The following is a 25,582-nucleotide window of genomic DNA, read 5'->3' on the forward strand; positions in this document are numbered from 1 at the left end:
ATACGACCGACGGGCCGTCCTCCGATCCATTCGGACGACGGCCCGTCGCGCGTTGCGGTCACCGTGTTCGAGTGAGACGGCGGCTCAGATCGGTAGGAGCGACCAGACCACGGCGAGGGCGATCAGGCCTGCGACGCCCGCGATCGCCAGCGCATTGAGCAGGCGGTGCTCGACCATGATGGCGACGTACTCGCGGAGGAACGCGCTCGGCACGTAGTAGGCGGCTGTCGGTGACCCGATGACCTGGGCGTCGCTTCCGATCGAACGTGCCAGAAGGGCCGCTCGGAGGACGTGGTAGTTGTTCGTCACCACGATCGTCTCGCCGTCCCGCCCGGCCGACTGCTGCAGGTTCCGGGAGAGCAACAGGTTCTCACGCGTGTTCGTGGACGCGGTCTCCGGGAGCACGTCCGTCGAGGCCGCACCGTTCGCGATGAGGTACTCGGCCATCGCCGTCCCCTCCGGGCGCGGTTCGTCGTCCCCCTGACCGCCGGACGGGATCAGGAGCGGCCGCGTCGTCCCCGGTGACGTGGCCCGGTAGATGCGGAGCGCCAGGTCCAGGCGACTGCGCAGCAACGGCGGGACCTCGCCGTGGATCAGCCCGGAACCGAGGACGATGAGGGCGTCGGGCGCCCGCGTGTGGCGGTAGCGGCTGTAGACGAGTGAGTACACGCCGAATGCCGTGAAGGTCGCCGCCGCGTAGAAGCACGCGAACCCGAGCAGGAGACCCAGCGCGACGAGGACGATCGTCAGCCAGGAGGGCAAGGACTGCGGGTGCGACCCGAGGACCAACAGGACGGCGAGCACGGGCAGCACCAGGATCGTGACCCCGGCGAACAGCGAGAGCAGGTTGCCCAGGCTGCGTCCTTCGAGCCGGAGCATCGTGATGCCGTTGCCGATGAGGAGGACTCCGAGCACGCCCACCAGCAGGACCGTGCCGAACGCGGCGAGGAGCACGGTGAACGGCGTCGTGCGGGACGCCTCCGAGAGGAGCGCCACCAGCCCGCAGGCTATCGCGGAGACCAGGAAGACCCCGTTGCGCAGGCGGCGGGCGTCGCGGCGTCGACTCGCGACGTAGAGCACCGCGAAGACGGCGGCCGGGAACAACATGATCATGCCCTCATCCTGCCCGACCGATCGTCCTGCACCGGTCGTGCGGATGGGGCGTGCGGGCAGCGCGTCCGGGTGCTATGACCGCGGCGGCTTCGGCGTCATCGCCTTGAGCGTCGCCTCCTCCGCGTCGATCGCCGCCAGGACCGCGGCGACCGCCGGTTCCTGGTAGCGACCCTCGGCGCGCGCCGAGAGGAGCGCCTCGCGTTCCGCCGCGATCATCTGGCGGCGGAGTCGGGCGAACGCGACCGTGCGGAGTTCCGACCCGTCACCTGTGTACTGCTCGAGGGCGTTGGCCACGAAGCTCGCATTGGTCCGCAGACGGTTGAGCACCTGCTCCTCGTCCGCCTCGGTCGTCAGCTCGTCGAGGCGGGACAGGCCGGCCGTCTGGACCTCCGCCATGAGCATCAGTTGTTCGACGCGCTCCTGGCTGTGGTTCGGCGGCGGGAGGTGCAGTGCGCGGATGATCCGGGGGAGCGCGAGCCCCGAGAGGAGCGTGCCGACCACGACGACGAACGCCAGGAACTGCAGGAACTCGCGCGACGGGGTGTCCTCGGGCAGCAGGAACACGGCCGCCAGGGTCACCACGCCACGGACGCCGGCTGCGGAGACGGCGATCCCGTTTCCCCACGACCAGCTCCGCTCACGGAGCCGTCTCGGCCCGAGCCGGTAGATCGCCGTGACCGTCATCTCCCACACGAACCGCGAGACGATGAGCGCCGCGAGGACCCCGATGCTGATGAACACGGTCGGCCAGAGCCCCGGACCGGTCTGGATCGCCCCCTCGAGGATGCCGGCCAGGTTGAGCCCGATGAACAGGAAGACGGCGTTCTCGAGGAGGAACTGGATGGTGCGCCAGTTGAGCGACTCGGCGATGCGCGCCTCGGCCGACTGCACGATGGGTGCCCGATAGCCGAGCAGCAGCCCGGCGGTGACGACCGCGAGGACGCCCGAACCGTGGATCGCCTGCGCCAGGAGGAACGCGAGGAACGGGGTGATGAGGGAGAGGCAGGTGTCGAGGACTGGGGCGCGCAGGCGTCGGCGGACCTCGGACAGCACCCAGCCGACCGCGAGACCGACGCCGACACCGGCGACGACCTCGATGACGAACTCGCCGGCGATCATGACCGGGTTGACGACGCTCGTGATGGCGAGGATCGAGGCGTTGAGTGCCACGAGTGCGGTGGCGTCGTTGAGCAGGCTCTCGCCCTCGAGGATCGTCAGCACGCGGCGGGGGAGCCCGAGTCGTCCGGCGATCGCGCTCACGGCGACGGCGTCGGTCGGCGCGATGACCGCCGCGAACGCGAACGCCGCCGCGAGGGTGATCGACGGTATGAGGAGCCAGCTGGCGAACCCGACCGACACGACGGTGAACGCGACCGCACCCACCGAGAGCAGGATGATGCCGTCGTTACGGGCACGGATGTCGATGAGGGAGATCCGGATCGCCGACGCGAACAACAGCGGCGGCAACAGGCCGTAGAGGATCAGGTCGGGTTCGATCTCGACGGTCGGAACGGCGGGGATGAACGACGCGACGCCGCCGACGAGCACCAGGGCCACCGGGGCGGAGACACCCGCTCGGCCGGACAGGCCCGACACGATGACGGTGACGACGACGAACACGACGATCCACGAGATGAGCGCGACGGGATCCATGTGGGGATTCTCCCACCTGGGAGGCCGTGGTCGTCCGTACGATCGTCCGAACTCCGGAGTGGCCGTGATCGGCACCGGTTCCGCACGCACGACGCCCCCGCACGGTCAGGCCGTGCGGGGGCGTCGGGTGGAACGGTGAGGCGGCTCAGCCGCGGCGGTTGGCCGCGCTGCTGGAGCCGCGCTGCTCCGCACCGGTCTCGCGGGTGCGGAGACCGAAGCGGTAGGTGAGCTTCTCGGTGGAGTGACCGCGGCCGTGGACGGCGGTGCCCGCTGAACGGTTGGAGGACGCTGGGGTCCGAGTCTGAGTGATGGACATGGTGGTTCTCGATTCTGGTGTTACGGATGATGGATGGGCCGGTTCCAGAGGGGGAATGCGATGACGATCGGTGCAGGTCGCATGGATGGAGCGACGAGACCGTCCGGTATGCAGCTGCGCCGAGATTCGGCTGCGCTGGTCGGCTGGGGCCGTCCGGTGGATCGTTCTTCGCCGCTCTGGAGGGCGGCTGGTGGTGTCGTGTCGGGAGCATCGGCGTATCCGTGGAGGTGTGGACTCTGCACACGGAAGCCGGTTGTGACATCGGCACTCGAGGAACGAACGTACGCGACCAAGCTGAGAACAACCTGGGAATGCCTGGCGTCAGTGCTTGCGCGGGTCGATGCCCGAGGTCAGACCCGAGCATCGACCGGCGGTGTCGCAGAGCTTCGGGCCACCGCACCTAGGGGAGGGGTGGCCGTATCTCCCGCGCACCCGAAGGGATATCGGGCTCGGGAGGCCGGAGGGTGATCGCGGGGGACGATCGGTTACCGGTGGAGGCGTTGGAAGAACTCCAACACAATATATATTAACAGCTCAGCGTTGCGTGTTGCTGTGGGATTCCTGGGAGTGCTCAGTCCGTTGCGAGGAGGTGCAGGATCCGCGCGGTCTCGGTCGCGACCACGCTGCGACCGGCGCGGACGTAGGTGCGGGGGTCGACGAGCTTCGGCTGGTCGTCGAGGACGTCGCGCACCGCCCGGGTGAACAGTCCGTTGAGGTGCGTCGAGAGGTTGATCTTCGTCATCCCGGAACGCACCGCCGCGCGGAGCTCGTCGTCGGGGAGTCCGGAGGAGCCGTGCAGCACGAGCGGGACGGGCACCTCGCGGCGGAGCTGCGCGATCAGCGCGTGGTCGACGGCGGCCTCCCGGCTCGTCATCGCGTGCGAGGTGCCGACGGCCACGGCCAGGGCGTCGACGCCGGTCGCTGCGACGAACGCGACGGCCTCTGCCGGCACCGTGCGCGCGCCCGGAGCGTGGACGCCGTCCTTCCCGCCGACCTCGCCGAGCTCCGCTTCGACGGCCACGTCGCGCGCGTGGCAGAAGTCCACGATCTCCTTCGTCGCGCGGACGTTCTCGTCGTACGGCAGGGTCGAGGCGTCGAACATCACGCTGTCCACGCCGAGCTCGACGCCCTCGCGCACGAGCTCGGCCGACTCGACGTGGTCGAGGTGGACGAGGACCGGGACCGTCGCTGCGCGGGCGATGGCCAGTGAGGCGAGCGTGATGGGGGCGAGCGACCCGTGGTACCGCACGCAGTTCTCGCTGATCTGCAGGATGACCGGCAGCCCGGCCTCCTCGGCGCCGGCGACGATCGCCTCCGCGTGCTCGAGGAGGACCACGTTGCACGCCGCGATGCCGGCGTTCGAGGCCGAGGCGTTGGCGAGGAGCGTGGTGAAGTCGAGGGCGGTGGTCATTCGGTTGCTCCAATGGGGTCGGGTGCGGCGGGTGCGTCGAGGAATCGGTGGAAGGCGGCGAGGTCGATCGCGCCGGCGATCGGTTCGAGCACGGCCGCAGCACCTGCCGCCGCCGCCGTGCGGAGTGCCTCGGGAAGTGTGGCTCCCGCGCGGAGTGCTGCGACCAGGCCGGCCGTGGCGGCATCACCGGCGCCGGTCGGGTTGCCGCTCACGCCGGGGACGGCCGGGACCTCGTGGGCACCATCGGCGTCGCCGGCGGTGAGGCCGTCGGCACCGCGGGAGATGACGACCGCGCGGGCGCCGAGCGCGAGGAGTGCCGCGCGAGCCGATGCGAGGTCGGCGGCGCCCGTCGCCTCGAGGGCCTCGTCGAGGTTGGGTTTGAGGATCGTCGCACCGGCGCGGGCCGCGGCGAGGAGCGCCGTGTCGCTGACGTCGACGATCACGGGGACGCCGGCGTCGTGCCCGGTTCGGACGAGGGCTTCGACGACGGCGTCGGGCGTGGCCGGCGGGAGCGAGCCCGAGATGACGAGTGCGCTCGCGTCGTGGAGGGCGCGTCGGAGCTCGGTCGTCAGGGTGGTCCACTCCTCGGGCGTCACGACCGGACCGGCCTCGGCGAAGAGGGTCGGATGCTGGACGCCGTCGACGACCGCGACCGTCGAGCGTGTCTCGGCGCGGAGCTCCACGACCCGGGTGGGGAGGTCGTCGGCCGCGAGGGCGTCCCCGAGCCAGGTGCCGGAGGCGCCACCGAGGGGGAGCACCTGCAGGGTCGGGACGCTGAGCGACTCGAGGACGCGGGCGACGTTCACGCCCTTCCCGCCGGCACGCCGCACGACGGACTGGACGCGTTGGGTGACCCCGAGCTGCTGCTCAGCGACCGTGTAGGTGATGTCGACGGCCGGGTTCGGCGTCACGACCACGACGCGACGCGGTGCGGGGGTGGTCGTCATCGGGCTGCCACCAGTCGGCGGGCGAGGATCTCCGCACCGACCGTTGCCGCCTCGTCGCCGTGACGAGCGGGCAGGAGCTGCGGGACGCGGACCACGTCGATTCGCTCGCGGAGTCCGTGCTCGAGTGGCTCGAAGAGGGCGGCTCCGGCGAGGGCGAGCCCACCGCCGATCACGATGGCGGTGGGTGCGGCGACGACGGTGATGCCGGCGAGGGCCTCGGCGAGTGCATCGACGGCGTCGTTCCAGATGGCGATGGCGGCGGCGTCGCCGTTGGCGACGGCGTCGGCGACGGTCTTCGCGTCGCGGGCGCCCGCACGTCGTGCGATGCCGCCCGCTGAGGCGAGTTCCTCGACCCGGAGCCCGCGATGCGGGCCGTCCTGGATCACGCGCTGGCCGATCTCGCCGGCCCAGCCGCCGCCGGCGAAGGGGACGCCGTCGATGACGAGTGCCGAGGCCAGACCGGTCCCGACCGGCACGAACGCGATCGTGCCGGTGACGTCGGCTGCAGCGCCCGAGACCGCTTCCGCCAAAGCCCCGGCGCGGACGTCCTGCCCGAAGGCCAGCGGGACGTCGAGCGCGGGACGGAGGAGCTCGGGGAAGGCGAGGTCGCGCCAACCGAGGTTGACCGCGTGGATGCAGACGCCGTGCTCCTCGTCGACGACGCCGGGCACGACCACCCCGAGGGCCGTTGGGGCTGCGACGCGGCTCGCGGCGGCGACGAGTCCGAGGACGATGTCGCGAGTCAGGACACCCGAGGTGTCGCCCGAGGGCGTCGCCTCGCGCCAGCGCCCGAGGACCGTGCCGTCGGCATCCGTCAGTGCGGCTTTGATCCCGGTCCCGCCGACGTCGATGCCGAGGACCGCCCCCTCGGTCACGGCGTCAGGATGACGGAGCGCGTGAGCGAACGGGGGTGGTCGGCGTCGAGGCCGCGGGCCTCAGCCAACGCGACCGCGAAGCGCTGGGCGACGACGAGCCCGGCGATGGGGTCGAGGTCGTGCTGCACGAAGGTCGCTCCGGTGGCCGCGACGTCTTCCGGCAGGCCGGCGGGCGTCGGTCCGAGGGACCACACGAGTCGGCCGGGCTGCGCGATCGCGATAGGACCGTGGCGGTAGTCCATGGCGGGGTAGGACTCCGCCCAGAACTGTGCCGCCTCCCGGGTCTTGAGCGCGGCCTCGAAGGTGAGGCCCACGGCGTGCCCGAGTCCGATGAAGGAGACCTGGTCGGCGGCGAGGTACTCGTCGATCGGGATCTGCAGTGCCCGCTCGGCTTCCACGGCGAGTGCCTCGACGTCGTGGCCGAGCGAGCCGCGGAGGAGCGCGAGCGTCGTCGTGGCGAAGCGGGTCTGGACCACGGAACGCTCGTCGGCGAAGGGGAGGGCGATGACGTGTGCCGCCGGAACGGTCGCGGGGGAATCGTCGACCGCGGTGATGAGGACGGTGGTGACCGAGTCGCCCACCGCCTCCAGCAGGTGCACGATCTCCGTGGTCGTGCCGGAGCGCGAGATGGCGACGATGCGGTCGTAGTCGCGGACGCCGGGGAACTCTGAGCCCGCGAACGCGTCCGTGATGCCGAGCCCCGCCTGCTCGCGCAGCACGGCGTAGCTCATCGCGATGAACCAGCTGGTGCCGCACCCGATCACCGCGACCCGCTCGCCCGGCTGCGGCAGCACGGCGACGGCCTCCGGCACGAGGGCGGCGGCGGTGCGCCAGGATTCGGGCTGCGACGCCAGTTCGGCGGCGACGAAGGTCTCGGGCATGACGTGCCTTTCACGTGAGGGGACGCGATCGCAGCGTGGCGATGCGTTGCCGCAACCATACCGGATCGAATCTGATCGATACCAGTGCAAATCGTCAGAATCAATCAGACAGGCGCTGGCTGGGCGCCCATATGATGGTCACAGTACGCCCGACCCGACCGGAAAAGCAGGACAGATGACGCAGCAACAGCGACTCAACGCCCTGCTCGAGCTCGTGAGCGAACGCGGCAACGTGACGATCGCCGAGATCGGCGAAGCGCTCGGCATCTCCGCGGCCACCGCCCGCCGCGACCTGACGGCGCTCGCCGAACAGCGACTCGTCACGCGGACCCACGGCGGTGCCGCCGCCCTCGGCACCGGCTACGAGCTGCCGCTCCAGTACAAGATCGCCCGCCAGGCCGATGCCAAGATGGCCATCGCGAAGGCCACGGCGGCCCTGATCAACGTGGGCGACGCCGTCGGACTCAACGGCGGCACCACCACGAGTGAGGTCGCGCGGGTGATCGGGCGGAGTGAGCACCTCGTCCGTTCGGACGGCGACGCCTCGGTCACGATCGTGACGAACGCGCTCAACATCGCCTTCGAACTGTCCGTGCGCTCGCACGTGAAGATCGTCGTGACGGGCGGCGTCGCACGACGCCAGTCCTACGAACTCGTGGGCTCGCTCGTCGCGGGGGCGCTCGCCGAGATCGCCCTCGACGTCGCGATCCTGGGCGTCGACGGCTTGAGTGCGCAGTTCGGCGCCACCACCCTCCACGAGGGCGAGGCCTCGGTGAGCCAGGAGTTCGTCAAGGTCGCGAAGCGGGTCATCGTGGTCGCCGACAGCACCAAGATGACGAAGGCGACCTTCGCCCGCATCTGCCCGCTCGACCGCATCGACGTGCTCGTCACCGACCAGCCGGTGGATCCGACGCTGGCCGACGCCCTGGCCGCAGCCGGCGTCGAGCTCATCATCGCCGCCTGAGCCCTCCGCGGTCGCCGCGCGGCATCCCGGTCACCGCGCCGCATCCCGTCCGCCGAGCCGCACTCCGGTCACCGAGCCGCCCTGCTGGTCGCTGAGCCGCCTTCCGGTCACTGAGCCTGTCGAAGTGCGACCCCGCTCCCATGTTTCCGCGCGGTAAAACCTCTCCACATCGGCCGCTCCGCACTTGCGTCAGCGCTGTGATCGCCTATTGTCATTTCATGATCGTTTTGGCATGATATGAATCAACTTCACGCAAGGAAGCGGATGTGATCGAGTGAGCACTGCACCAGCCACCACCCCCGAAGGCCTCCGGGTCGCCGTCATCGGCACCGGCCAGCGCGCCTACATCGCCGAGCACGTCGCCACGAGCCCCACGTCCGCATCGGTCGTCGCGGCGGTCGACACCACCGAGATCGGTCGCGGTCGGTCGCGGCAGCTGTTCGGCGACGACATCGAGGTCTTCGACTCCCACGAGGCGCTCATCGCGGAGGGCGGTGTCGACGCGGCGATCGTGACGACGCCCGACTGGACCCACAAGGAGATCGCGGTCGACCTGCTGCGCGCCGGCATCGCCGTCTACCTCGAGAAGCCGCTCGCGATCACGCTCGACGACGCCGACGCGGTCCTCCAGGCCGCCTACGAGTCGCGGACGCCGCTCTACGTCGGTCACAACTTCCGGCATGCGGCCGTCGTCCGGCTCATGCACGAGGTCATCGAGCGCGGCGAGATCGGCGCGGTCAAGTCCGTCTGGGTGCGCCACTTCGTCGGCAACGGCGGCGACTACTACTTCAAGGACTGGCACGCCGACCGCTCGCGCGTGAACACCCTGCTCCTGCAGAAGGCGAGCCACGACATCGACGTCGTCCACTTCCTCGCCGGCGCGTACACGCAGCGCGTCGTCGCGATGGGCGACCTCGCGGTCTACGGCGACATCGACGACCACGAGGACCGCAGCGGCCAGACCATGGCCGACTGGTTCTCCTACGACAACTGGCCGCCCGAGGCGCAGCGCGGCCTCAACCCCGTGGTCGACGTCGAGGACGTCTCGATGATGCTCATGACCCTCGAGCACGGGATCACCGCCAGCTACGAGCAGTGCCACTTCACGCCCGACTACTGGCGGAACTACACCGTCATCGGGACGCACGGTCGGCTCGAGAACATCGGCGACACCGCAGGTGGCACCGTCAAGGTCTGGAACCGTCGTCGCACCTGGAGCACCGAGGGCGACGTCGAGTACCCGATCGCGGGCGTCGAGGAGGGCCATGCCGACGCCGACCTCGACACGATGAACGAGTTCCTCGCCTTCGTCGCCGACGGCACCCCCACCACGTTGTCGCCGGTCGCCGCACGCCAGGCCGTCGCCGCCGGTGCCCTCGCCGCCCACTCGCTCCGCAACGGTTCGATCCCGCTCGACGTCCCGCCACTCGACCCCGCACTCGTCGAGTACTTCTCCTCCCTCACCGCCAGCACCGCACCGCACTCCCTCGACGCCGCCGCCCGGTAGCGCACCTCGAAAGGACTCCAGTCATGCCTTCGCCGTTCATGAACCGCAACACCGCACCCGGCGGTCGCAACCGCCGCCGTGCCGTCCTCAGCGGCATCGGCCTCCTCGCCGCCGCCGCGCTCACCGCCGGCTGCAGCACCGGTGGCGGGGGCGCCACCGGTGGCGAGTACGCCGCCGCTCCGAAGGACCTCAAGGCCGAGATCACCTACGGCGTCTGGGACCAGGCCCAGGTCGAGGCGATCGACGCCAACATCGAGGCCTTCAACAAGGTCTACCCCGACATCACCGTCAACGTGAACGTCACACCCTGGGCCTCGTACTGGTCGAAGCTCCAGACGCAGGCCTCGAGCGACACCCTGCCCGACCTCTTCTGGTTGAACGGCCCGAACTTCCAGGTCTACGCGGCGAACGGCAAGATCGAGCCGATCACCGGCGCCGTCAAGGCGGGCGACATCGACCCGAAGAACTACCCCGAGGCACTGAACGAGCTGTACTCGCTCGACGACACCCAGTACGGCGTGCCGAAGGACTTCGACACGATCGGCGTCTGGGTCAACACGGCCCTCTTCGAGCAGGCCGGCGTCGCGCTGCCCGCCGACGGCTGGACCTGGGACGACTTCGACACCGCCGCGCAGGAGATCTCGACGAAGCTGAAGGATCAGGGTGTCTACGGCGCTGCCGGCGGCATGGACGGCCAGACCACCTACTACAACACGATCCTGCAGGCCGGCGGCGAGGTCATCAACGACGACCAGACCGAGTCCGAGTACGACAGCCCCGAGGCCCAGGAAGGGCTCCAGTTCTGGACCGACCTCATCGCGAACGGCTCATCACCCAGCATCCAACAGCTGACTGACACGCCGGCCGACCAGTGGTTCACCTCCGGCAAACTCGCCATGTACTGGGGTGGCAGCTGGCTGCGTCCGCTCGTCGGCGAGTCCGACGTCGCCGCCACCGCCCAGGCCTTCCCGCTGCCGACCGGCGAGGAGCAGGCGACGGTCATCCACGGTGTCTCCAACGTCGTCGCATCGGCGAGCAAGAACAAGCAGGCCGCACAGGCGCTGCAGGTGTTCCTGGCGAGCGAGGAGGCCCAGCAGCAGCAGGGCGACCTCGGCGCCGTCATCCCCGCGTTCACCGGCACGCAGCAGTCGTTCGTCGACTCCTACCCGACGATGAACCTGCAGGTCTTCCTCGACGCCCTCGACTACGCGAAGCCACTGCCGGTGTCGGAGAACACCGCCGCGTGGAACGCGCTCGAGGTCGAGCTCCTGCCCGACGCGTTCAGTGGCGACAAGCCGGTCGCCGACGTGGCGAAGGATCTCGCCGAGCAGATGAACGCCGCGCTGGCCAAGAAGTGACCGGTCAGACCGTGCTGCGCACCCCGTCGGCGCCGCTCTCCTCGCCGAGAGCGGCCCGGCGGGGTGCCGCCCGCGGCGACGGTGCCTGGCCGTGGGTCTTCGTCCTCCCGCTCCTCACCGGCATCGGCGTCTTCTTCATCTGGCCGATGATCCAGACCGCCTACTACTCGTTCACCGAGTGGGGCGTGTTCGGCGGCACCACCTTCACGGGCATCGAGAACTACGTCCGGCTGTTCGCCGATCCGAGGCTCTACTCCTCCCTCGGCAACACGCTGATCTACACGGCGGTGGTGCTCCTCGGCATCCCGATCGCCGTCTACCTCGCGAGCCTGTTGAACCTCCCGGGGCTCCGGTTCGCGAGCTTCTACCGGGTGCTCTTCTTCCTGCCGTACGTCGCGATGCCGACCGCCGTGGCCATCGTCTGGCGCATCATCTTCAACGGTGACTTCGGCATCCTCAACTACACGCTGTCGCTCGTCGGTGTCGACGGCCCTTACTGGATCAGTACGCCGGGCACCGCGATGTTCGCCGTGGCGATCGTCGGCCTCTGGTCGTCTCTCGGCTTCTCGATGATCATCCTGGCGTCCGGGCTCAAGAACATCGCACCGGAGCTGTACGAGGCGGCGGAGCTCGACGGCGCGACCCGGTGGCGGCAGTTCCGCTCGATCACGGTGCCGCTGCTCACCCCGAGCATCTTCTTCGTCACGATCATCACGGTCATCTCGAGCTTCCAGCTCTTCGACCTGCTGTACGCGATCCTCGGCAGCACCAACCCGGTGCTCCCGAAGAGCATGTCGCTCGTCTACTTCTTCTACGACCAGGGCTTCGTCCAGAACGACAAGGGGTATGCGGCGGCGATCGCGATCGTGATCTTCCTGATCATCGGACTCGTGACGCTCCTCCAGTTCCGGCTCCAGAAACGATGGGTCAACAATGACTGAGCAACTCACGGCCACAGCACCGCTCACCACCCGTGCCGTCACCGTTCCGGGTTCGGGTCGTCCGTCCGCCGCGTCTGCGCGACGCCGCGACGCCGGTCGGCCCGGCCAGCGGCGCGGGTCGCACGTCGTCGCCCACATCGTGCTCGGCGTCGGTGGCCTCATCATGGCGTTCCCGTTCATCTGGCAGATCATCATGTCGCTGTCGACGAACGCGGAGGTGCAGAGCGTGGTCCCCACGTTCTGGCCGGCCGAACTGCAGTGGCAGAACTACGCCGCGGTGTTCGAGCGCCTCCCGTTCCTCGATCAGCTGCGCACGTCGATCGTCATCACGGTCATCAGGACGCTCGCGCAGATCGTCCTCTGCACGATGGCGGGGTACGCGTTCGCGCGGATGCGGTTCCGGGGGCGCGCGGTGTTGCTCGCCGTGACGCTGTCGATCCTCATGGTGCCGTCGCAGGCGTACCTCATCTCGCAGTACCAGATCGTGCAGGGCTTCGGTTGGTTGAACACCACGCTCGGCATCGTCGCACCCGGCCTGTTCAGCGCGTTCGGCACCTTCCTCATGCGGACGGCGTTCCTGAACCTGCCGACCGAGCTCGAGGAGGCGGCGCGGATCGACGGCGCCGGGCCCTTCCAGATCTTCTGGAAGATCATGCTGCCGCTCGCGAGGCCCAGCATCAGCGTCCTGGCGATCACGACCGTGCTGTGGTCGTGGAACGAACTGCTCTGGCCGCTCGTGGTGTCCACGTACGCCAACTCCATGCCGCTCGCCGCCGGTCTCGCGACGCTCTCGAGCGACAAGACGACGGACTACCCGGTGATGATGGCGGCGTCGATCCTCGCGATGGCGCCGGTACTCGTCCTGTTCATCGTGCTCCAGCGCCGGGTGATCGACGGGCTGGCGTTCTCCGGGCTGAAGTAGCACTTCGACAAGTGGTCCCTGAGCTTGTCGAAGGGTGGTTCCTGAGCCTGTCGAAGGGCGGGACCGGGTTGCCCTTCGACAAGCTCAGGGACCGAGGGGAGCGGGGCGTCAGGCCTCGCCGGTGCTCCACCAGGAGGCGATCGGCGTCCCGTTCACGACGTGGTCGCCGATCGCCCTGGCCTTGAAGCGGGACGGGTTGTGCGAGGCGATCGTGCGGGCGTTCCGCCAGTGCCGGTCGAGCGCCCGGTGCGTCTCGACGGCGCTCGCACCGCCCACGTCGAACAGGGCGGTCGCGGCATCGAGCACGGCGGGCAGGATCACCAGCTGCGCGCGCGCCGTCGCGAGTTCGACGGCGGCGATCCGTTCCTGCACGAGATCCGGGTCGGCACCGAGGATCGCCGCGCTCGAACGCTCCAGTGCAGTCGTCGCGGCGGTCAGTGCGGCATCGGCGGCGAACGACTTCGCCGACAGCTCACCGACGACCTCCTGCACGATCGGGTCGGCCTGGGCGGTCGACGCCGCGCCGTGGCTGTAGGTCCTGGTCCGGGTCCGGACGAACGCACCGGCGTCGTCGACGATGGCGCGGCCGATCCCGGTGACCGCCGCCAGCAAGACCAACTGCACGAACGCTCCGCCGTGCGAGGGGCGCTCCGGCTCGCGCCGGGTCACCGCCGACGCGTCGACGGCGACCTCCGTGAAGACGGTGGTGCCGCTGCCCGTCAGTCGCTGTCCGAACCCGGTCCAGTCATCGATCCGATCGACACCCGCGGCCTCCGTCTCCACGAGCACCGAGACGAACTCGCCCTCCTGTTCGGCGGCGACCCCGACGAGGTCGGCGAACAGGGTGCCCGTGCTGTAGAACTTGGTCCCGTTCAGTCGGAGACCGCCCGGCGTCTCGGTGAGCCGGGTGGCGAGCGAGCCCACCTTCGCGGTCGACCGCTCGTGGCTCGCGTTGCCGACGATGGCTCCGTCGGCCAACCGGGCCAGGCGCGCCTCGCGGTCCGCGGACGCCGGCGCGTGCAGGGTGCGGTCGATGTAGGAGAAGTGGGATCGGAACAGCTGCGCGAGGTTGGGGTCGCGTCTGGCCAGCTCGGCGAGCAGCCCGAACAGCTCGCCGTGCGTGGCCTCCTCGCCGCCGTACCGTCGCGGGAGCGTCACGCGGGGGAAGCCCGCTTCCCGCAGCGCCTCCACCTCGGCATACGGCAGCCGGCGCTCGCGTTCCCGCTCGACGGCGTCCCGCCCGAGCTCGTCGAAGAGCGGCCCGAAGCGCTGCGCAAGGTCGCGGTCGATCGTCGCCGTCTCGGTCATGCCTGCTCCCCATCCGCCGGAACGGGCTCGGTCTCGGGCCGCGCCCCCGGAGCCTGCCACTCGGGCAGGGTGCCGTTGAGTTCGAACTGCCCGAGTGCCGCCGAACGCTGCACGGCGGGGTTGTGGGAGGCGATCGTCCGGACGTTCCGCCAGTGCCGGTCCAGCGCGTAGGACCGGCCGACGGCGGAGGCACCACCGACCTCGAACAGGCGACTGAGCGCATCGAGGACGAGGGGGAGGACGACCTGCTGGACGCGGAAGACCTCCAGGAGCGCCGAACGCGCGGCGTCGGGATCGGTGGCCGGTTCCTCCAGGGTCCGAGCAGACGCGAGGACGAGCGCGCGGGCCGTATGCACGACGCTGCTCAGCTGGCCCACGATCGACTGCACGAGCGGATCCTCGCGTGGCAGGTGCTCGCCCGCGTGGCCGACGGTCCGTCGCCTGGCCCGCACGTAATCGACGGTGTCCTCCAGGGCACGTTGCGCGATGCCCGCCACCACACCGAGCAGGATGAGCTGTTGGAGGGCGCCCGTCCGGTGCCACCCCGCCGCGTCGCTGCTGTGGACGACGAGGTCGCGCGGGTCGACCGCCACGCGGTCGAAGGTGGTCGTCCCGCTTCCCGTCAACGGCTGTCCGAAGCCGTCCCAGTCGTCCACCGAGCGGGTGCCTGGATCGTGCGCGGAGACGGTCACCGCGACGCGGTCGGTCCCGTCGAGCGCGGACAGGTAGATCCAGTCGGCGTAGATGCTGCCGGTCGTGTAGTACTTCGTGCCGGTCACCGTGAGGAGTTCGCCGTCGCGGTCGAGGACGGTCTCGAGGTGTGCGGTCGCGTGCCGCTCCGACTGCGCGTTCCCGACGAGGTCGCCGGCGCTCAGCCGGGCGAACCAGTGCTCCCGATAGGCGGCGTCGGGCGAAGCGAGCAGCGCCTCGACGAACAGGATGTGTCCGCGCCAGACGTGCCCGAGGCTCGAGTCCGCCGCCGAGAGTGCGATGAGCCGCGCGAACAGCTGCTCGAGCGTGAGCCCGCCGCCGCCGGACGCGACGGGCACTCTGGCAGCGGCGAAGCCCAGGTGCTTGAGCTCGGCGACCTCGTCGAACAGGAGGCGCCGGTCGGCCTCACGCGACACGGCGCCGCCGCGGATGGAGGAGAGGAACGAGTCGAAATCGTCGGTGCTCATCGGTGCAGCACCCGCTTCGCCAGCACGTTGCCGAGCAACTGGGCGAGCTGCACGAGCAGGACGAGCGTGACGACGACGAGTCCGACGACGATCCAGTCGAACCGCTGGTAGCCGTAGGTCATGGCGAGGTCACCGAGGCCGCCGCCGCCGAGCACCCCGGCCACGGCCGTCGCATCGACGAGGGCGACGAGGATGTAGGTCAGTCCGAGGATGAGTGGGCCGAGCGCCTCGGGTACGACGATCGTGAACAGCACTCGCACAGGGCTCGCCCCCATGGCCGCGCCGGCCTCGATGGCACCCGGTGAGACGGCGACGAGGTTCGACTCGGAGACGCGCCCGATGGCGACGCTCGCGACGAGGATGAGCGGGATCGTCGCCGGAAGCGGTCCGAGGCCGGTGCCGAACACGAGCCGCGTGAGCGGGATGAGCGCGATCGCGACGATGAGGAAGGGCACCGGTCGGATGACGTTGATGATGAAGTTCAGGACGCCGAACACGACGCGGTTCTGCAGGAGGTTGCCGGGCCGGCTCGCATAGAGCAGGAGGCCCAGCAGGATCCCGATGACCGTCGCGACGGCGAAGGAGACGGAGACCATGAGGCCGGTCTCCCCGATGGCCTTGAGGAGACGCGGGAAGAACGCGTCGGGATCGAAGTCACGCATGGGTGTGCTCCTTCAGGGAGTCGGGGTCCTCGGCGAGCGGTTCGTGCCCGGCGGCGATCGGTCCGTGTTGCCCCACGCCCGGTCCCTGAGCTTGTCGAAGGGCGGGCGCAGGGTCGATCGCGGTGACGGTCGCCGTGGCTCGGAGCCCCGCAATGGCGGCGTCCACGCGGTCGTCCGGTCCGAGCAGCTCGACCGTGAGACTGCCGAACAGTCGCCCCTGGAGTTCGTCGACGCCGCCGAACACGACGTTGAAGTCGATGTCGTTGTCGCGGGCGACCCGCGAGAGGAACGGGTGGTTGGTGTCGCGGTCCTCGACGTGCAGCTGGACGAGGCGCCCGTGGTGCACCGCCCGGATCTTCGCGAGCACCTCGTCGGAGGGGATGTGGTGGAGCACCGACGAGACGAAGCGTCGCGCGGTCGCGGTGCGTGGTGCCGAGAACACCTCGTACACACTGCCCTGCTCCACCACCTCGCCGTCCTCCATGACGGCGACCCGGTCGGCGAGTTCGCGGATGACGTCGATCTCGTGGGTGACGAGCAGGATCGTGACGCCGTACTCCTCGTTCACCCGCCGGAGGAGCTCGAGGACCTCGCCGGTCGTCTGCGGGTCGAGGGCGCTGGTCGCCTCGTCGGAGATGAGGATCTCGGGGCGGGTGGCGAGGGCGCGGGCGATGCCGACCCGCTGCTTCTGCCCACCGGAGAGCTGCGACGGGTAGGCGAGCGCCTTGTCGCTCAGCCCGACGAACGCGAGGAGCTCTTCGACGCGGTCGAGGATCTCGGCGTCCGGCACCTTCGCGAGTTTGAGTGGGTAGGCGATGTTCTTGTAGACGGTCCGGGACTCCAGGAGGTTGAACTGCTGGAAGATCATGCCGATCCGCTGACGCGCGGCGTAGAGCGCCTGCCCGGCGAGTGCGGAGATCTCGAGGCCCTCGACGATGACCCGCCCGCTCGTCGGCCGCTCGAGGGCGTTGACGGTGCGCAGGAGCGTCGACTTCCCGGCGCCGGAGTACCCGACGATGCCGAAGATCTCGCCCCGCTCGACCGTCAGGTCGACGTGCCGCAGCGCCTCGAAGGCACGGCCCTTCACCTCGAACGTCTTGCTGACGTCCTCGAAGACGATTGCTGTGTTCATCACCTGCTCCTCTCGCGGGAGGGCCGTCCGGGAGACCCCGGACGGCCACTGCGTGGTGGCGGCCGGTCATCGCGGGAGGCGATGACCGGCCGCCGTCGTCCTACTCGGCTTCGGCTTGGAGCTCGGCGAGCTTGTCGCGGAGGTCCTTCACCGGCACCTTCACGAGGATCGAGTTCCCGGCGAACTCGTCGTCGAGCGCCTCGGCGACGCGCGGGTCGGCGTAGGTGTCCTCGAGGATCTTCCAGGCCGGGTTGTCCTTGTCCTCCTCGCGGGTGGCGATGACGTTGACGTAGGGCAGGTTCTTTTCGGAGAGCGAGTCGTCGAGGAAGAGTGCGTCGTCCTTCGTGATGCCCTGGCTCGGGTCGAAGTAGGAGGTCCCGACGACGACGGCTGCGAGGGACGGGTCGTCGAACTGCTGCGGGATGCTCGTCGCCGGCAGCGGCACGAACTGGAGGTTCTTGTCGTTCGCGGTCACGTCCTCGACGGTCGGGAAGTTCCCGGCGTCCGCTGCGATCTCGATGAGTCCGGCCGCAGCAAGGATGTTCAGGGCACGGCCGCCGTTGGACGGGTCGTCGGGGATCGCGATGCGCGCGCCGTCGGCGAGGTCCCCGACGTCGGTGAGCGTCTTCGAGAAGATCCCCCACTGGGTGATGACGGTCGAGAACACCGGCGTCAGGTCGGCGTCGTTCTCCGCGTTGAAGGCCGAGAGGTAGAGGATGTGCTGGAAGGCGTTCGCGTCGACGGTGCCGGCGACGAGTTCGGTGTTGGGGAGGACCCAGTCCTTCACGTTCACCCATTCGACGTCGAGGCCCTTCTCGGCGGCGACCTCCTTCACGGCGTCCTGGAACTGCGTGTCCTCGGACACCGCGATCTTCACGCTGAGGCGCTCGGCGGGCGCACCGGAACCGGTCGCCGCGTCGGCTGCCCCGTTCTGGCCACCGACGACCACGGAGACGACGACGGCGATCGCTGCGACGGCGACGACCGCGACACCGCCGATCAGCAGGTTCCGGCGCTTCCGCTTGCCGGAGGCGATCGACGCCCGCAATTCGCTCGGTTCTGGTCCCGTGTGCTCACTCATGATGGTCCTCGGCTCTGTCTGTGGGTGCACTGGTGCGTGCACGGAGCCAGTTTCCACAGGCAGGCGGAGGGACGCCCGTTGCGTTACCGCCGACCGTCACCGTTCGAGATGAAACGTAAACGTGCTGCGCGGACGGGCGATCGTCCCTACACTGCGGCACTGCGCACCTTGGATCCCTGCACGCGCCTCATCCGGTCCCTGAGTTCCTCCTCCGGTCCCTGAGCCTGTCGAAGGGTGGTGGGCACTTCGACAAGCTCAGTGACCGGGGCTGGGGCTCAGCGACCGGGGCTGGGGCTCAATGACCGGGGCTGGGGCTCAGCGAACGAATCCGGAGGCCCGTGGCCGAATCCGGAACGTAGCGACCGTGTTCGCTGCGCGCGCCTCTACCGGTCCCTGAGCTTGTCGAAGGGCGGGGTCAGGCGGGGTGGACGACGTTGCTCCGGCGGCGGGCGAGGCGTCGGCCCGCGAGCTGATCGAAGATGGGGCAGTCGGCCGAGGCGAGCGGCGACCCGTGCTGGGTCGTTGCTCCGGCCAGGCGGGTCTGTTCCGGAGGAGAGGACGCCGCCTGCGCGTCGAACCCGTGGGTGAGCGTCGTGAAGATCGGGGACGCGGAGCGCGGCGGGCGCGCGGACGAGCTGGGCACGGGGTCCTCTCGGGAGTCGGCGGCGAGGGCTTCGCGATGACGGTGAGTACGTCGCGACAGCGGTTCTCATATTCTAGAACATGAATGCTGAGTGTCGGCCTCCACTCGTCAGGTGGCGAGGGTCACCCGACGTCGTACCGGGCCAATGCGTCCGCGTCCTGGGCGATCCGCGAGGCCCGGCGGGCGGCGTCGAGCGCCTCGACCGGATCGTCGACCGCCGCCGCCTCCGCGAGCGCGAGCTGCCGCTGTGCCTCGGCGAGGCGCGTTCTCGCGTCGGCACCCACGCTCCCTCGGTGCGCGGCGATGACGTCGACGGCGACGCGGATGTTGCTGTCCGCGGTGAACAGTGCCCCGCGCAGCGCCTCGCGAGCGTTGTCGAGGCGCTGCTGCGCGCTCCGGGCGGTCGCGAGGGCGGCGTCGAGATCGATGTCGGCGGCGCGAACCGCCTCCAGACGTCGCACCGGATCGGGCAGGACGCGGTCGCCGTCCGTGGACGTGGTCGACTCCGCTTCGAGGAGCGCACGGTTCGCCCGCTCGACGGCAGCCGCGATGACGGCGGCCGTCTCCGCGCGTTCCACCGCCGCGCCCAACGCCTCCGCTTCGGCGATCACCGTGCGGAGCTCCCGCCCCGCTGCGGCGAGTTCGGTCTCCGCTGCAGCGATGCCCGCGAGCGAACGCTCGACGGCGTCCAGCCGGTCCTCCGCCTGCTGCAGCTCGCGCCCCAGGGCGTGCAGTGCCGCGGCGGCCGGCCGGCCGGTGTCGATCCGATCCTTCGTCGTCGCCGCATCGGCCGTCGCCTGGTCGACTGCGTCCTGCGCGGTCCGGCGGAGCACCCGCGCGTCCTCGACGGCGCTCGCCGCATAGCGATCGGCGGCCGAGGCGATCGCGAGGCCGGTGGTGGTGAGTCGTTCGCGCGCGCGGTCGATGCGTCGCTCGAGCTGGTCGAGGAGCTCGGGCGCCGATCGCTCCGCGCCACGGCGTTCGTCGAAGCCGCGCAGTCGGGCGCTCAGCGTGCGCTCGACGTCCTCGCAGACGCTGATGATCCGCTCGTTCCAGGCGCGGCGCTGCGCCTCCGTGTCGGCGATCTCGTCCTCGAGCGACTGACGGAGCCGGAACGCCTCCCCGAGCGCCGAGCGTGCCGAGGCGACGTCGGCCGCATACCCTCGGGCGGCTTCGCGCCCGAACTCCGCTTCGGCGAATCCGACCTCGTCCTCGGCCTCGCGGACCGCGTCGTCGGTGCGGACGAGGGCGATGCCCGCGCGGCGGTGGAGGTCGTCGATGGAGGCGACGGGGGTCTTCGGGTTGCGCCGACGCAGCAGGGTGACGAGCAACCAGACGATGATGCCGACGCCCCCGAACACGATCAGCGAGGGGAGCCACCACAGGTCGTCCATGGGCTCCAGTCTACGAACGCGGAACGGGGATCGGCTGGGAAGGACGTGGCGTCGGACGTCGGTCGTCGACGGCGTTTCGACGGCTGTCGAGCTTCCTCGGGATCACGCTCGGCACGTCGGTCCGCGGGGCTACCCTGAACCCATGACCCGCCAGCAGCGCCTCGTGCTCACGATCGCGATCCTCTCCTCGTTCGTGGCGTTCCTCGACGGCTCGGTCGTGAACGTCGCGCTCCCCGCGATGACGAAGGAACTCGGCGGCGGCCTCATCGTGCAGCAGTGGGTGGTCGACGCCTACCTGATCACCCTCGGGTCGCTCATCCTGCTCGCGGGCTCGCTCTCCGACGCGTTCGGGCGCATCCGCATCCTCCGCATCGGGCTCATCGGATTCGGCGTCACCTCGATCCTGTGCGCGGTCGCGCCGACCGCCGAGGTGCTCATCATCGCGCGGCTGCTCCAGGGCGGCGCGGCTGCGCTGCTCGTGCCGAGTTCGCTCGCCATCATCATCTCGACGTTCAGCGGCGTCGCGCAGGGCAAGGCGATCGGCACCTGGACGGCATGGACGGGGGCCGCGGGCATCACCGGCCCGCTGCTCGGCGGCGTGCTCGTCGACACGCTGTCCTGGCGCCTCATCTTCGCGATCAACATCATCCCGATCCTCGTCACCCTGTGGCTCATGATGCGCACCGACCGCGTACCCGAACCCGAACATCGCCCGCGTATCGACGTTGTCGGTGCGGTGCTCGGCGCCGTCGGGCTGGGTGGTCCCGTCTTCGCGCTCATCGAGCAGGAGCGCTACAGCTGGTCGAGCCCGATGCTGCTCGTGCCGCTCATCGGCGGTGTCGTGTCCTTCGTCGCGTTCCTCTGGTGGGAGCGCCGCCACCCCGATCCGATGCTGCCGCTGTCGCTCTTCCGCGTGCGGAACTTCGGCTACGGCAACATCGCGACCGTCTTCATCTACGGCGCTCTCTCGCTCGGCTTCTTCGCCATCGCGGTCTTCATCCAGCAGACGGCGGGCTTCAGCGCCACGCTGGCCGGCATCGCGACGCTGCCGCCGACGCTCGTCATGCTCGCGTTGTCGTCGTGGTTTGGCAAGCTGGCCGGCACGCACGGGCCACGGCTGTTCATGACGATCGGGCCGATCGTCGCCGGCGTCGGCTTCCTGCTGATGATGGGTGCCCAGCAGGATCTGAACTACTGGGTACAGCTGTTCCCGGGCATCCTGCTCGTCGGTCTCGGCCTCGCGATCACGGTCGCGCCGCTCACCGCGGGCATCCTCGGATCGATCGACCCGGCCCATGCCGGCATCGGATCGGCGGTCAACAACGCGGTGTCGCGCGTGGCCGGCCTCGTATCGATCGCCCTGGTCGGCATCATCGCCGGTGGCGCGCTCGGCGTCGACGGGTTCCCACGGGTGATCCTGGCGACCGCCGTGTTCATGTTCGTCGGCGGCGTGGTGTCGTTCGTCGGCATCCGGAATCCGCGGACCGCGACCGCGTCGGAGACGGCGACCTCGTCGCCGGCCTGACGACCTCGCCGGACGGCGAGCCCTCAGTCAGCGCGGGTCGCCACCCGTGACGGCGGGCGCGGTGGTGGCTGCCCCGATCACGGCGTGCAGCATCTCGCGGAGCTGGGTGAGGTGCTCGGCGTCCATCCGGAGCTCGTTCATGACCCGATGCGGGATGGCCTCCGCCTGGGTGCGGAGCTCACGGCCGGCGGTGGTGAGCGAGACGTCGAGCACGCGTTCGTCGAGTCGGCTGCGGTCGCGTCGGACGAGCCCGGCGGTCTCGAGGCGCTTGAGGAGCGGGGACAACGTCGCCGGCTCGAGCTGCAGTGCTCCGCCGAGGTCCTTGACCGAGCGCGGGCTGTGCTGCCAGAGCGCGAGCATCACGAGGTACTGCGGATGGGTGAGGCCGAGTGGTTCGAGGATCGGTCGGTAGAGCGAGATGACGCTGCGCGACGCGACGGCGAGCGCGAAGCAGACCTGGTTCTCGAGCTGGAGCAGGTCGTCGGCCGTGGCGACGGTGGTGGATTCGTTGGCGGTCACGGTCCCATCGTACCCAAATGATTAGTACACTCATCAATATGAGCGAGAAACGATCCTTCCGGGAGTCCGTGCGCGAGGCCGGTGGTCTGTACGGCTGGGTGAACGGCCGCATGTGGAAGGTGCTCGGTCCGCCGCCCCTCGGTCCCTACAACGAGGAGCCCTTGCCGCCGTCCGCGCAATCGGGGTGCCCGATCTGCGGCCACGCCATGTCGGAGCACATCGTCGACCGCACGACCGGTCCGCGCACGCAGCTGCACTGCCCGAAGGCGCCCGCCGCCTGAGGGTGATCTCCACCCCGGGTGGCAGGACGTCATCCTCCAGGTGCATGCGGGGTTCCGCCACACCTGCTGAACTGGTGATATGCCTCAGGTCAACATTTCTTCAACGCCGCCGGTTCCGTCCACCGGCGATACCACCTCGCGTCGCTGGCACCTCATCGACGCCCTCCGCGGGTTCGCGCTCGTCGGCATCCTCTTCGTCAACGTCCCCGACATCACCCGGCTCGGTAGCGATATCCCGTTCGACCAGCGACAGTCCACGCTCATGGACACCGTGCTCGAGTTCGCGGTGCAGACGCGGTTCGTCCCCATCTTCGCCTTCCTCTTCGGGCTGAGCGCGATGCTCGTGATCCAGGGCGCCCGCCGTCGCGGCACCGGCGCGCTCGTGCCGATGCTGCTGCGGTTCAGTGCGCTGGCGGTGATCGGCATCGCGCACGGGTTCCTCTACCCGGGCGAGATCCTCCGCGAGTACGCGATCTGCGGGATCCTCATGCTCCCCCTCATGCTGTGGTTGCCGCGCTGGGCGCTGCTCGGGTTGGGCGTCGTGCTCACGATCGCCGCCTACGCGCTCACGGGCGGTGGGCTCGCGACTCTGCCCGGACTGTTCCTCGCTGGTGCGGGGGCGGCGGCGTACGGCTTGCCGAAGGTGCTCGACGCCGGAGGGCGGCCCGTGTGGATCACCTTCCTCGTGGCGACGGCCCTCGCCGTCCCGGCCATCGTCTGGCAGACCACCGAGCCCGGCGATCCGCGGTTCACGACCGCCGGTGGCATCGCGGGCGGGATCCTCGCCGTCGTGTACGTCACCGGATTCGCGCTGCTCTGGCAGACGCCGGTGCGTCGAGTCCTCGCTGCCGTCTTCGAACCCCTCGGCCGCATGGCGCTCACCAACTACCTCGCTGCGAGCGCCGTGTTCGCGGTCGTCGGGCTGCTCGTCCCCTTCCGGGAGATCGACGACCTGGCCGCGGTGAGCGTCGGAGCGCTCGCGCTCATCGCGGTGCAGTCGGTGCTCAGCCGGGTCTGGCTGCGGCACTTCCGCTACGGGCCGGTCGAGTGGGTCTGGCGGATGGCCACCTGGCGTCGCGTCGTCCCGCTGCGGGGCGCTGCGCTGCCGGCCGCCTGAGTGCTGAGTCGCCCCAAACTGCGAGCTTTCTGCTCGGATTCGTGCAGTTCCGGGCGACTCAGCGGGGCGGGAGTGAGGCGGCGGCGACTGCGACCGCGTCGGCCGGTTCGCGTCCGAGCAGCGTCCGGAGATCGTCACCCGCGCCGTCGAGGAATCCGTGCCGGACATCGGTGAAGATCGACATGAGCATGGCGGGCTGGAACGGCTTGAGCGCTGCGTCGGCCAGCGCCGTCCGCTGCTCGGCAAGGGAGACGGTGTGGAGTGGGACGCCCAGCCGAGCGGCCACCTGCGCGGCCGTGATCGGTTCGCCGACGAGGTCGTAGCTGCGACCGACGTGGTCCGACGGGGACATCGCGACGACGGCCGCGGCCTCGGCGAGGTCGGCTCGTGCGACCGCGGCCAGCGCCCCGTCGCCGAACGCCGAACCGAGCGAGTCGCCCGACCACGCCAGGAGCGACCCGAACAGCTCGGCGTACAGGCCGTTCCGCAGGATCGTCCAGGACAGGCCGCTGTGCTGCAGCCGACGCTCGGTCCACCGGTGCGCGAGCGCGAACGCGAGGTGGTCTCCGGCCGAGGTGAGGCTCGTGTACACGACGTGCTGTACTCCGTCCCGTTCGGCCGCGGTGATCGCCGTCTCGTGTCGGGCGATCACGACGTCGTCCTCGGCTTCACCCGCCGATACGAGGACGAGCGTGTCGACGCCGACGAAGGAGACGGTGTCGGGGTCGTCGAAGTCGATCCGTCGCGCGCCGTCCTGTCCGCTGCGGTTGCTCGCGAGCGGTGCGGCCCCACGGACGGTGAGTGCATCGAGGATCGCGCCGCCGAGTTGGCCGGTGGTTCCGGTGACGAGGATCATTTCAGGGCCTTTCGGTGTTCGGATTGATGACTCGGACGAGTCTGCGTCCCCTGTTCCGGCCCCACAAGAAGGCACTTCCATGTCACTCACGCACACCGCGGTAACCGCCGACCTCGAACCCTGCGGCAAGGAGGACCACCCGGACTGCGGTATCCGGGACGTCCTCGACCGCATCGGCGACACCTGGTCGGTCCTCGTCGTCGTCGAGCTCGCGTCGGGCGACCGCCGGTTCCGCGAGCTCCAGCGGGCGATCGACGGGATCTCCCAACGCATGCTGACGCTGACCCTCCGCAGACTCGAACGTGACGGCCTCGTCGACCGGACCGTGTACCCGACGGTTCCCGCGCAGGTGTCCTACGCCCTCACCTCGTCTGGTGCGGGACTCTCGCACCTCGTCAAGACGCTCGCCGACTGGTCGCTCGAGCAGCGACCGGCGATCGCGGCGTCGCGTTCGGCGTACGACGCCGCCCGCCCGGGGCACCGCATCAGGTGATCGCTGTCGCGTGACGCCGGCGGGGAGTAGCGTCAGCACATGGAACATCCGATCGTGCATGATCCCGACGACCCCTTCGTCGAACGCGTCAGGCGGATCTGCCTCGCCTATCCGGAGGCGGTCGAGACGTTCGGCCACGGACGCCCGCGGTTCAAGGCGGGCAAGCGCGTGTTCGTGACCGTCGGGTCGGAGATGCGCATCCCGCACAGCATCACGTTCACGCCCGCCGAGGAGGAGCGCGGCGCCTGGCTCGATGACGACCGGTTCTGGTCGCCGAAGTACGACGGCCCGTCGGGCAAGCTCGCGTTCGACGCCGGCCTCGACGGCGACGACAGCCGCACGCTCGACGACGTCGACTGGGCGCTCATCGCCGAACTCATCGACACCTCGTATAGGCAGGTCGCCCTCCAACGCCAGCTCCGCGCGCTCGACGCGCTCTGACGAAGGCGGCGACCTCGCCCCACGGACGGCACCATGCCAGACTGACCAGCGGGGGAGCCGCGCG

General features: G+C 69.9%; 26 protein-coding genes. 10 read left to right on the forward strand and 16 right to left on the reverse strand.

Annotation, left to right across the window (positions count from 1 at the left end; all coding sequences use genetic code 11):
* Positions 1–84: 84 nt before the first annotated feature.
* The 7 genes from ITJ66_RS13645 to ITJ66_RS13675 form a co-directional block, all read right to left on the reverse strand.
* On the reverse strand, positions 85–1,113 hold the full coding sequence (locus ITJ66_RS13645) for a YdcF family protein (RefSeq protein ID WP_194644958.1): 1,029 nt from the start codon (positions 1,111–1,113) through the stop codon (positions 85–87).
* 72 nt (positions 1,114–1,185) lie between these two features.
* On the reverse strand, positions 1,186–2,766 hold the full coding sequence (locus ITJ66_RS13650) for a sodium:proton antiporter (protein WP_194644959.1): 1,581 nt from the start codon (positions 2,764–2,766) through the stop codon (positions 1,186–1,188).
* Between the two features lie 145 nt (positions 2,767–2,911).
* Entirely contained in the window at positions 2,912–3,082 is a 171-nt protein-coding gene (locus ITJ66_RS13655) for a hypothetical protein (RefSeq protein WP_153303529.1), read from the reverse strand.
* A gap of 571 nt (positions 3,083–3,653) precedes the next feature.
* The gene (locus ITJ66_RS13660; protein ID WP_194644960.1) at positions 3,654–4,493 is read right to left on the reverse strand and encodes a class II fructose-bisphosphate aldolase; all 840 of its coding nucleotides are present in this window, start codon (positions 4,491–4,493) and stop codon (positions 3,654–3,656) included.
* Positions 4,490–5,440: a 1-phosphofructokinase family hexose kinase gene (locus tag ITJ66_RS13665; RefSeq protein WP_194644961.1), complete on the reverse strand. Its 951-nt coding sequence runs from the start codon at positions 5,438–5,440 to the stop codon at positions 4,490–4,492. The genes ITJ66_RS13660 and ITJ66_RS13665 overlap by 4 nt, the downstream gene beginning before the upstream one ends.
* On the reverse strand, positions 5,437–6,315 hold the full coding sequence (locus ITJ66_RS13670; RefSeq protein WP_194644962.1) for an ROK family protein: 879 nt from the start codon (positions 6,313–6,315) through the stop codon (positions 5,437–5,439). Before ITJ66_RS13670 ends, ITJ66_RS13665 begins: the two co-directional genes overlap by 4 nt.
* Complete coding sequence (locus ITJ66_RS13675; protein ID WP_194644963.1) at positions 6,312–7,196, reverse strand: SIS domain-containing protein; 885 nt, start codon at positions 7,194–7,196, stop codon at positions 6,312–6,314. Before ITJ66_RS13675 ends, ITJ66_RS13670 begins: the two co-directional genes overlap by 4 nt.
* A gap of 175 nt (positions 7,197–7,371) precedes the next feature.
* Here ITJ66_RS13675 and ITJ66_RS13680 point away from each other — a divergent pair, with 175 nt between their 5' ends.
* The 5 genes from ITJ66_RS13680 (at position 7,372) to ITJ66_RS13700 (ending at position 12,888) form a co-directional block, all read left to right on the forward strand.
* Entirely contained in the window at positions 7,372–8,160 is a 789-nt protein-coding gene (locus tag ITJ66_RS13680; protein ID WP_079706484.1) for a DeoR/GlpR family DNA-binding transcription regulator, read from the forward strand.
* Positions 8,161–8,434: 274 nt separating this feature from the next.
* A complete protein-coding gene (locus ITJ66_RS13685) occupies positions 8,435–9,667 on the forward strand; it encodes a Gfo/Idh/MocA family protein (RefSeq protein WP_194644964.1) in 1,233 nt (410 codons plus the stop codon).
* A gap of 23 nt (positions 9,668–9,690) precedes the next feature.
* Positions 9,691–11,025: a sugar ABC transporter substrate-binding protein gene (locus tag ITJ66_RS13690; protein ID WP_228501925.1), complete on the forward strand. Its 1,335-nt coding sequence runs from the start codon at positions 9,691–9,693 to the stop codon at positions 11,023–11,025.
* A complete protein-coding gene (locus ITJ66_RS13695) occupies positions 11,022–11,966 on the forward strand; it encodes a carbohydrate ABC transporter permease (RefSeq protein WP_370582658.1) in 945 nt (314 codons plus the stop codon). The genes ITJ66_RS13690 and ITJ66_RS13695 overlap by 4 nt, the downstream gene beginning before the upstream one ends.
* Positions 11,959–12,888 carry a carbohydrate ABC transporter permease gene (locus ITJ66_RS13700; RefSeq protein WP_194644965.1) on the forward strand — a complete coding sequence of 310 codons (930 nt, stop codon included), beginning with the start codon at positions 11,959–11,961 and terminating at the stop codon, positions 12,886–12,888. Before ITJ66_RS13695 ends, ITJ66_RS13700 begins: the two co-directional genes overlap by 8 nt.
* Before the next feature lie 108 nt (positions 12,889–12,996).
* On the opposite strand, the gene ITJ66_RS13705 is transcribed toward ITJ66_RS13700, so the two are convergent.
* The 7 genes from ITJ66_RS13705 to ITJ66_RS13735 form a co-directional block, all read right to left on the reverse strand.
* Positions 12,997–14,196 carry an acyl-CoA dehydrogenase family protein gene (locus ITJ66_RS13705; RefSeq protein ID WP_194644966.1) on the reverse strand — a complete coding sequence of 400 codons (1,200 nt, stop codon included), beginning with the start codon at positions 14,194–14,196 and terminating at the stop codon, positions 12,997–12,999.
* Positions 14,193–15,374, reverse strand: a complete 1,182-nt coding sequence (locus tag ITJ66_RS13710; RefSeq protein ID WP_194644967.1) for an acyl-CoA dehydrogenase family protein — start codon at positions 15,372–15,374, stop codon at positions 14,193–14,195. Before ITJ66_RS13710 ends, ITJ66_RS13705 begins: the two co-directional genes overlap by 4 nt.
* Positions 15,371–16,036 carry a methionine ABC transporter permease gene (locus ITJ66_RS13715; protein WP_071260563.1) on the reverse strand — a complete coding sequence of 222 codons (666 nt, stop codon included), beginning with the start codon at positions 16,034–16,036 and terminating at the stop codon, positions 15,371–15,373. The genes ITJ66_RS13710 and ITJ66_RS13715 overlap by 4 nt, the downstream gene beginning before the upstream one ends.
* A complete protein-coding gene (locus tag ITJ66_RS13720) occupies positions 16,029–17,168 on the reverse strand; it encodes a methionine ABC transporter ATP-binding protein (RefSeq protein WP_194644968.1) in 1,140 nt (379 codons plus the stop codon). The genes ITJ66_RS13715 and ITJ66_RS13720 overlap by 8 nt, the downstream gene beginning before the upstream one ends.
* A 100-nt stretch (positions 17,169–17,268) precedes the next feature.
* Positions 17,269–18,249 carry a MetQ/NlpA family ABC transporter substrate-binding protein gene (locus tag ITJ66_RS13725; RefSeq protein WP_194644969.1) on the reverse strand — a complete coding sequence of 327 codons (981 nt, stop codon included), beginning with the start codon at positions 18,247–18,249 and terminating at the stop codon, positions 17,269–17,271.
* A 415-nt stretch (positions 18,250–18,664) separates the two neighbouring features.
* Positions 18,665–18,892: a hypothetical protein gene (locus tag ITJ66_RS13730; protein ID WP_194644970.1), complete on the reverse strand. Its 228-nt coding sequence runs from the start codon at positions 18,890–18,892 to the stop codon at positions 18,665–18,667.
* 122 nt (positions 18,893–19,014) lie between these two features.
* Complete coding sequence (locus tag ITJ66_RS13735; RefSeq protein ID WP_194644971.1) at positions 19,015–20,286, reverse strand: hypothetical protein; 1,272 nt, start codon at positions 20,284–20,286, stop codon at positions 19,015–19,017.
* 142 nt (positions 20,287–20,428) lie between these two features.
* Between ITJ66_RS13735 and ITJ66_RS13740 the strand changes: the two genes are divergently transcribed.
* Positions 20,429–21,811: an MFS transporter gene (locus ITJ66_RS13740; protein ID WP_194644972.1), complete on the forward strand. Its 1,383-nt coding sequence runs from the start codon at positions 20,429–20,431 to the stop codon at positions 21,809–21,811.
* A 27-nt stretch (positions 21,812–21,838) separates the two neighbouring features.
* Here the strand turns inward: ITJ66_RS13740 and ITJ66_RS13745 are convergent, their stop codons facing one another.
* Entirely contained in the window at positions 21,839–22,330 is a 492-nt protein-coding gene (locus ITJ66_RS13745) for a MarR family winged helix-turn-helix transcriptional regulator (RefSeq protein WP_194644973.1), read from the reverse strand.
* 38 nt (positions 22,331–22,368) lie between these two features.
* On the opposite strand from ITJ66_RS13745, the gene ITJ66_RS13750 reads away from it, so the two are divergent.
* The gene (locus ITJ66_RS13750; protein WP_056011014.1) at positions 22,369–22,611 is read left to right on the forward strand and encodes a hypothetical protein; all 243 of its coding nucleotides are present in this window, start codon (positions 22,369–22,371) and stop codon (positions 22,609–22,611) included.
* Between the two features lie 79 nt (positions 22,612–22,690).
* Positions 22,691–23,728 carry a DUF418 domain-containing protein gene (locus ITJ66_RS13755; RefSeq protein ID WP_194644974.1) on the forward strand — a complete coding sequence of 346 codons (1,038 nt, stop codon included), beginning with the start codon at positions 22,691–22,693 and terminating at the stop codon, positions 23,726–23,728.
* Positions 23,729–23,786: 58 nt separating this feature from the next.
* On the opposite strand, the gene ITJ66_RS13760 is transcribed toward ITJ66_RS13755, so the two are convergent.
* Positions 23,787–24,584 carry an NAD(P)H-binding protein gene (locus ITJ66_RS13760; RefSeq protein WP_194644975.1) on the reverse strand — a complete coding sequence of 266 codons (798 nt, stop codon included), beginning with the start codon at positions 24,582–24,584 and terminating at the stop codon, positions 23,787–23,789.
* Between the two features lie 79 nt (positions 24,585–24,663).
* Here ITJ66_RS13760 and ITJ66_RS13765 point away from each other — a divergent pair, with 79 nt between their 5' ends.
* Together ITJ66_RS13765 and ITJ66_RS13770 are read left to right on the forward strand one after the other, a co-directional pair.
* Complete coding sequence (locus ITJ66_RS13765) at positions 24,664–25,077, forward strand: helix-turn-helix domain-containing protein (RefSeq protein WP_194644976.1); 414 nt, start codon at positions 24,664–24,666, stop codon at positions 25,075–25,077.
* Positions 25,078–25,116: 39 nt separating this feature from the next.
* Positions 25,117–25,518, forward strand: a complete 402-nt coding sequence (locus ITJ66_RS13770; RefSeq protein ID WP_194644977.1) for an MmcQ/YjbR family DNA-binding protein — start codon at positions 25,117–25,119, stop codon at positions 25,516–25,518.
* The last annotated feature ends 64 nt before the right edge of the window (positions 25,519–25,582 follow it).

Origin of the sequence: Plantibacter sp. VKM Ac-2885, from assembly GCF_015351205.1 — a bacterium.
Lineage (GTDB): Bacteria > Actinomycetota > Actinomycetes > Actinomycetales > Microbacteriaceae > Plantibacter > Plantibacter auratus.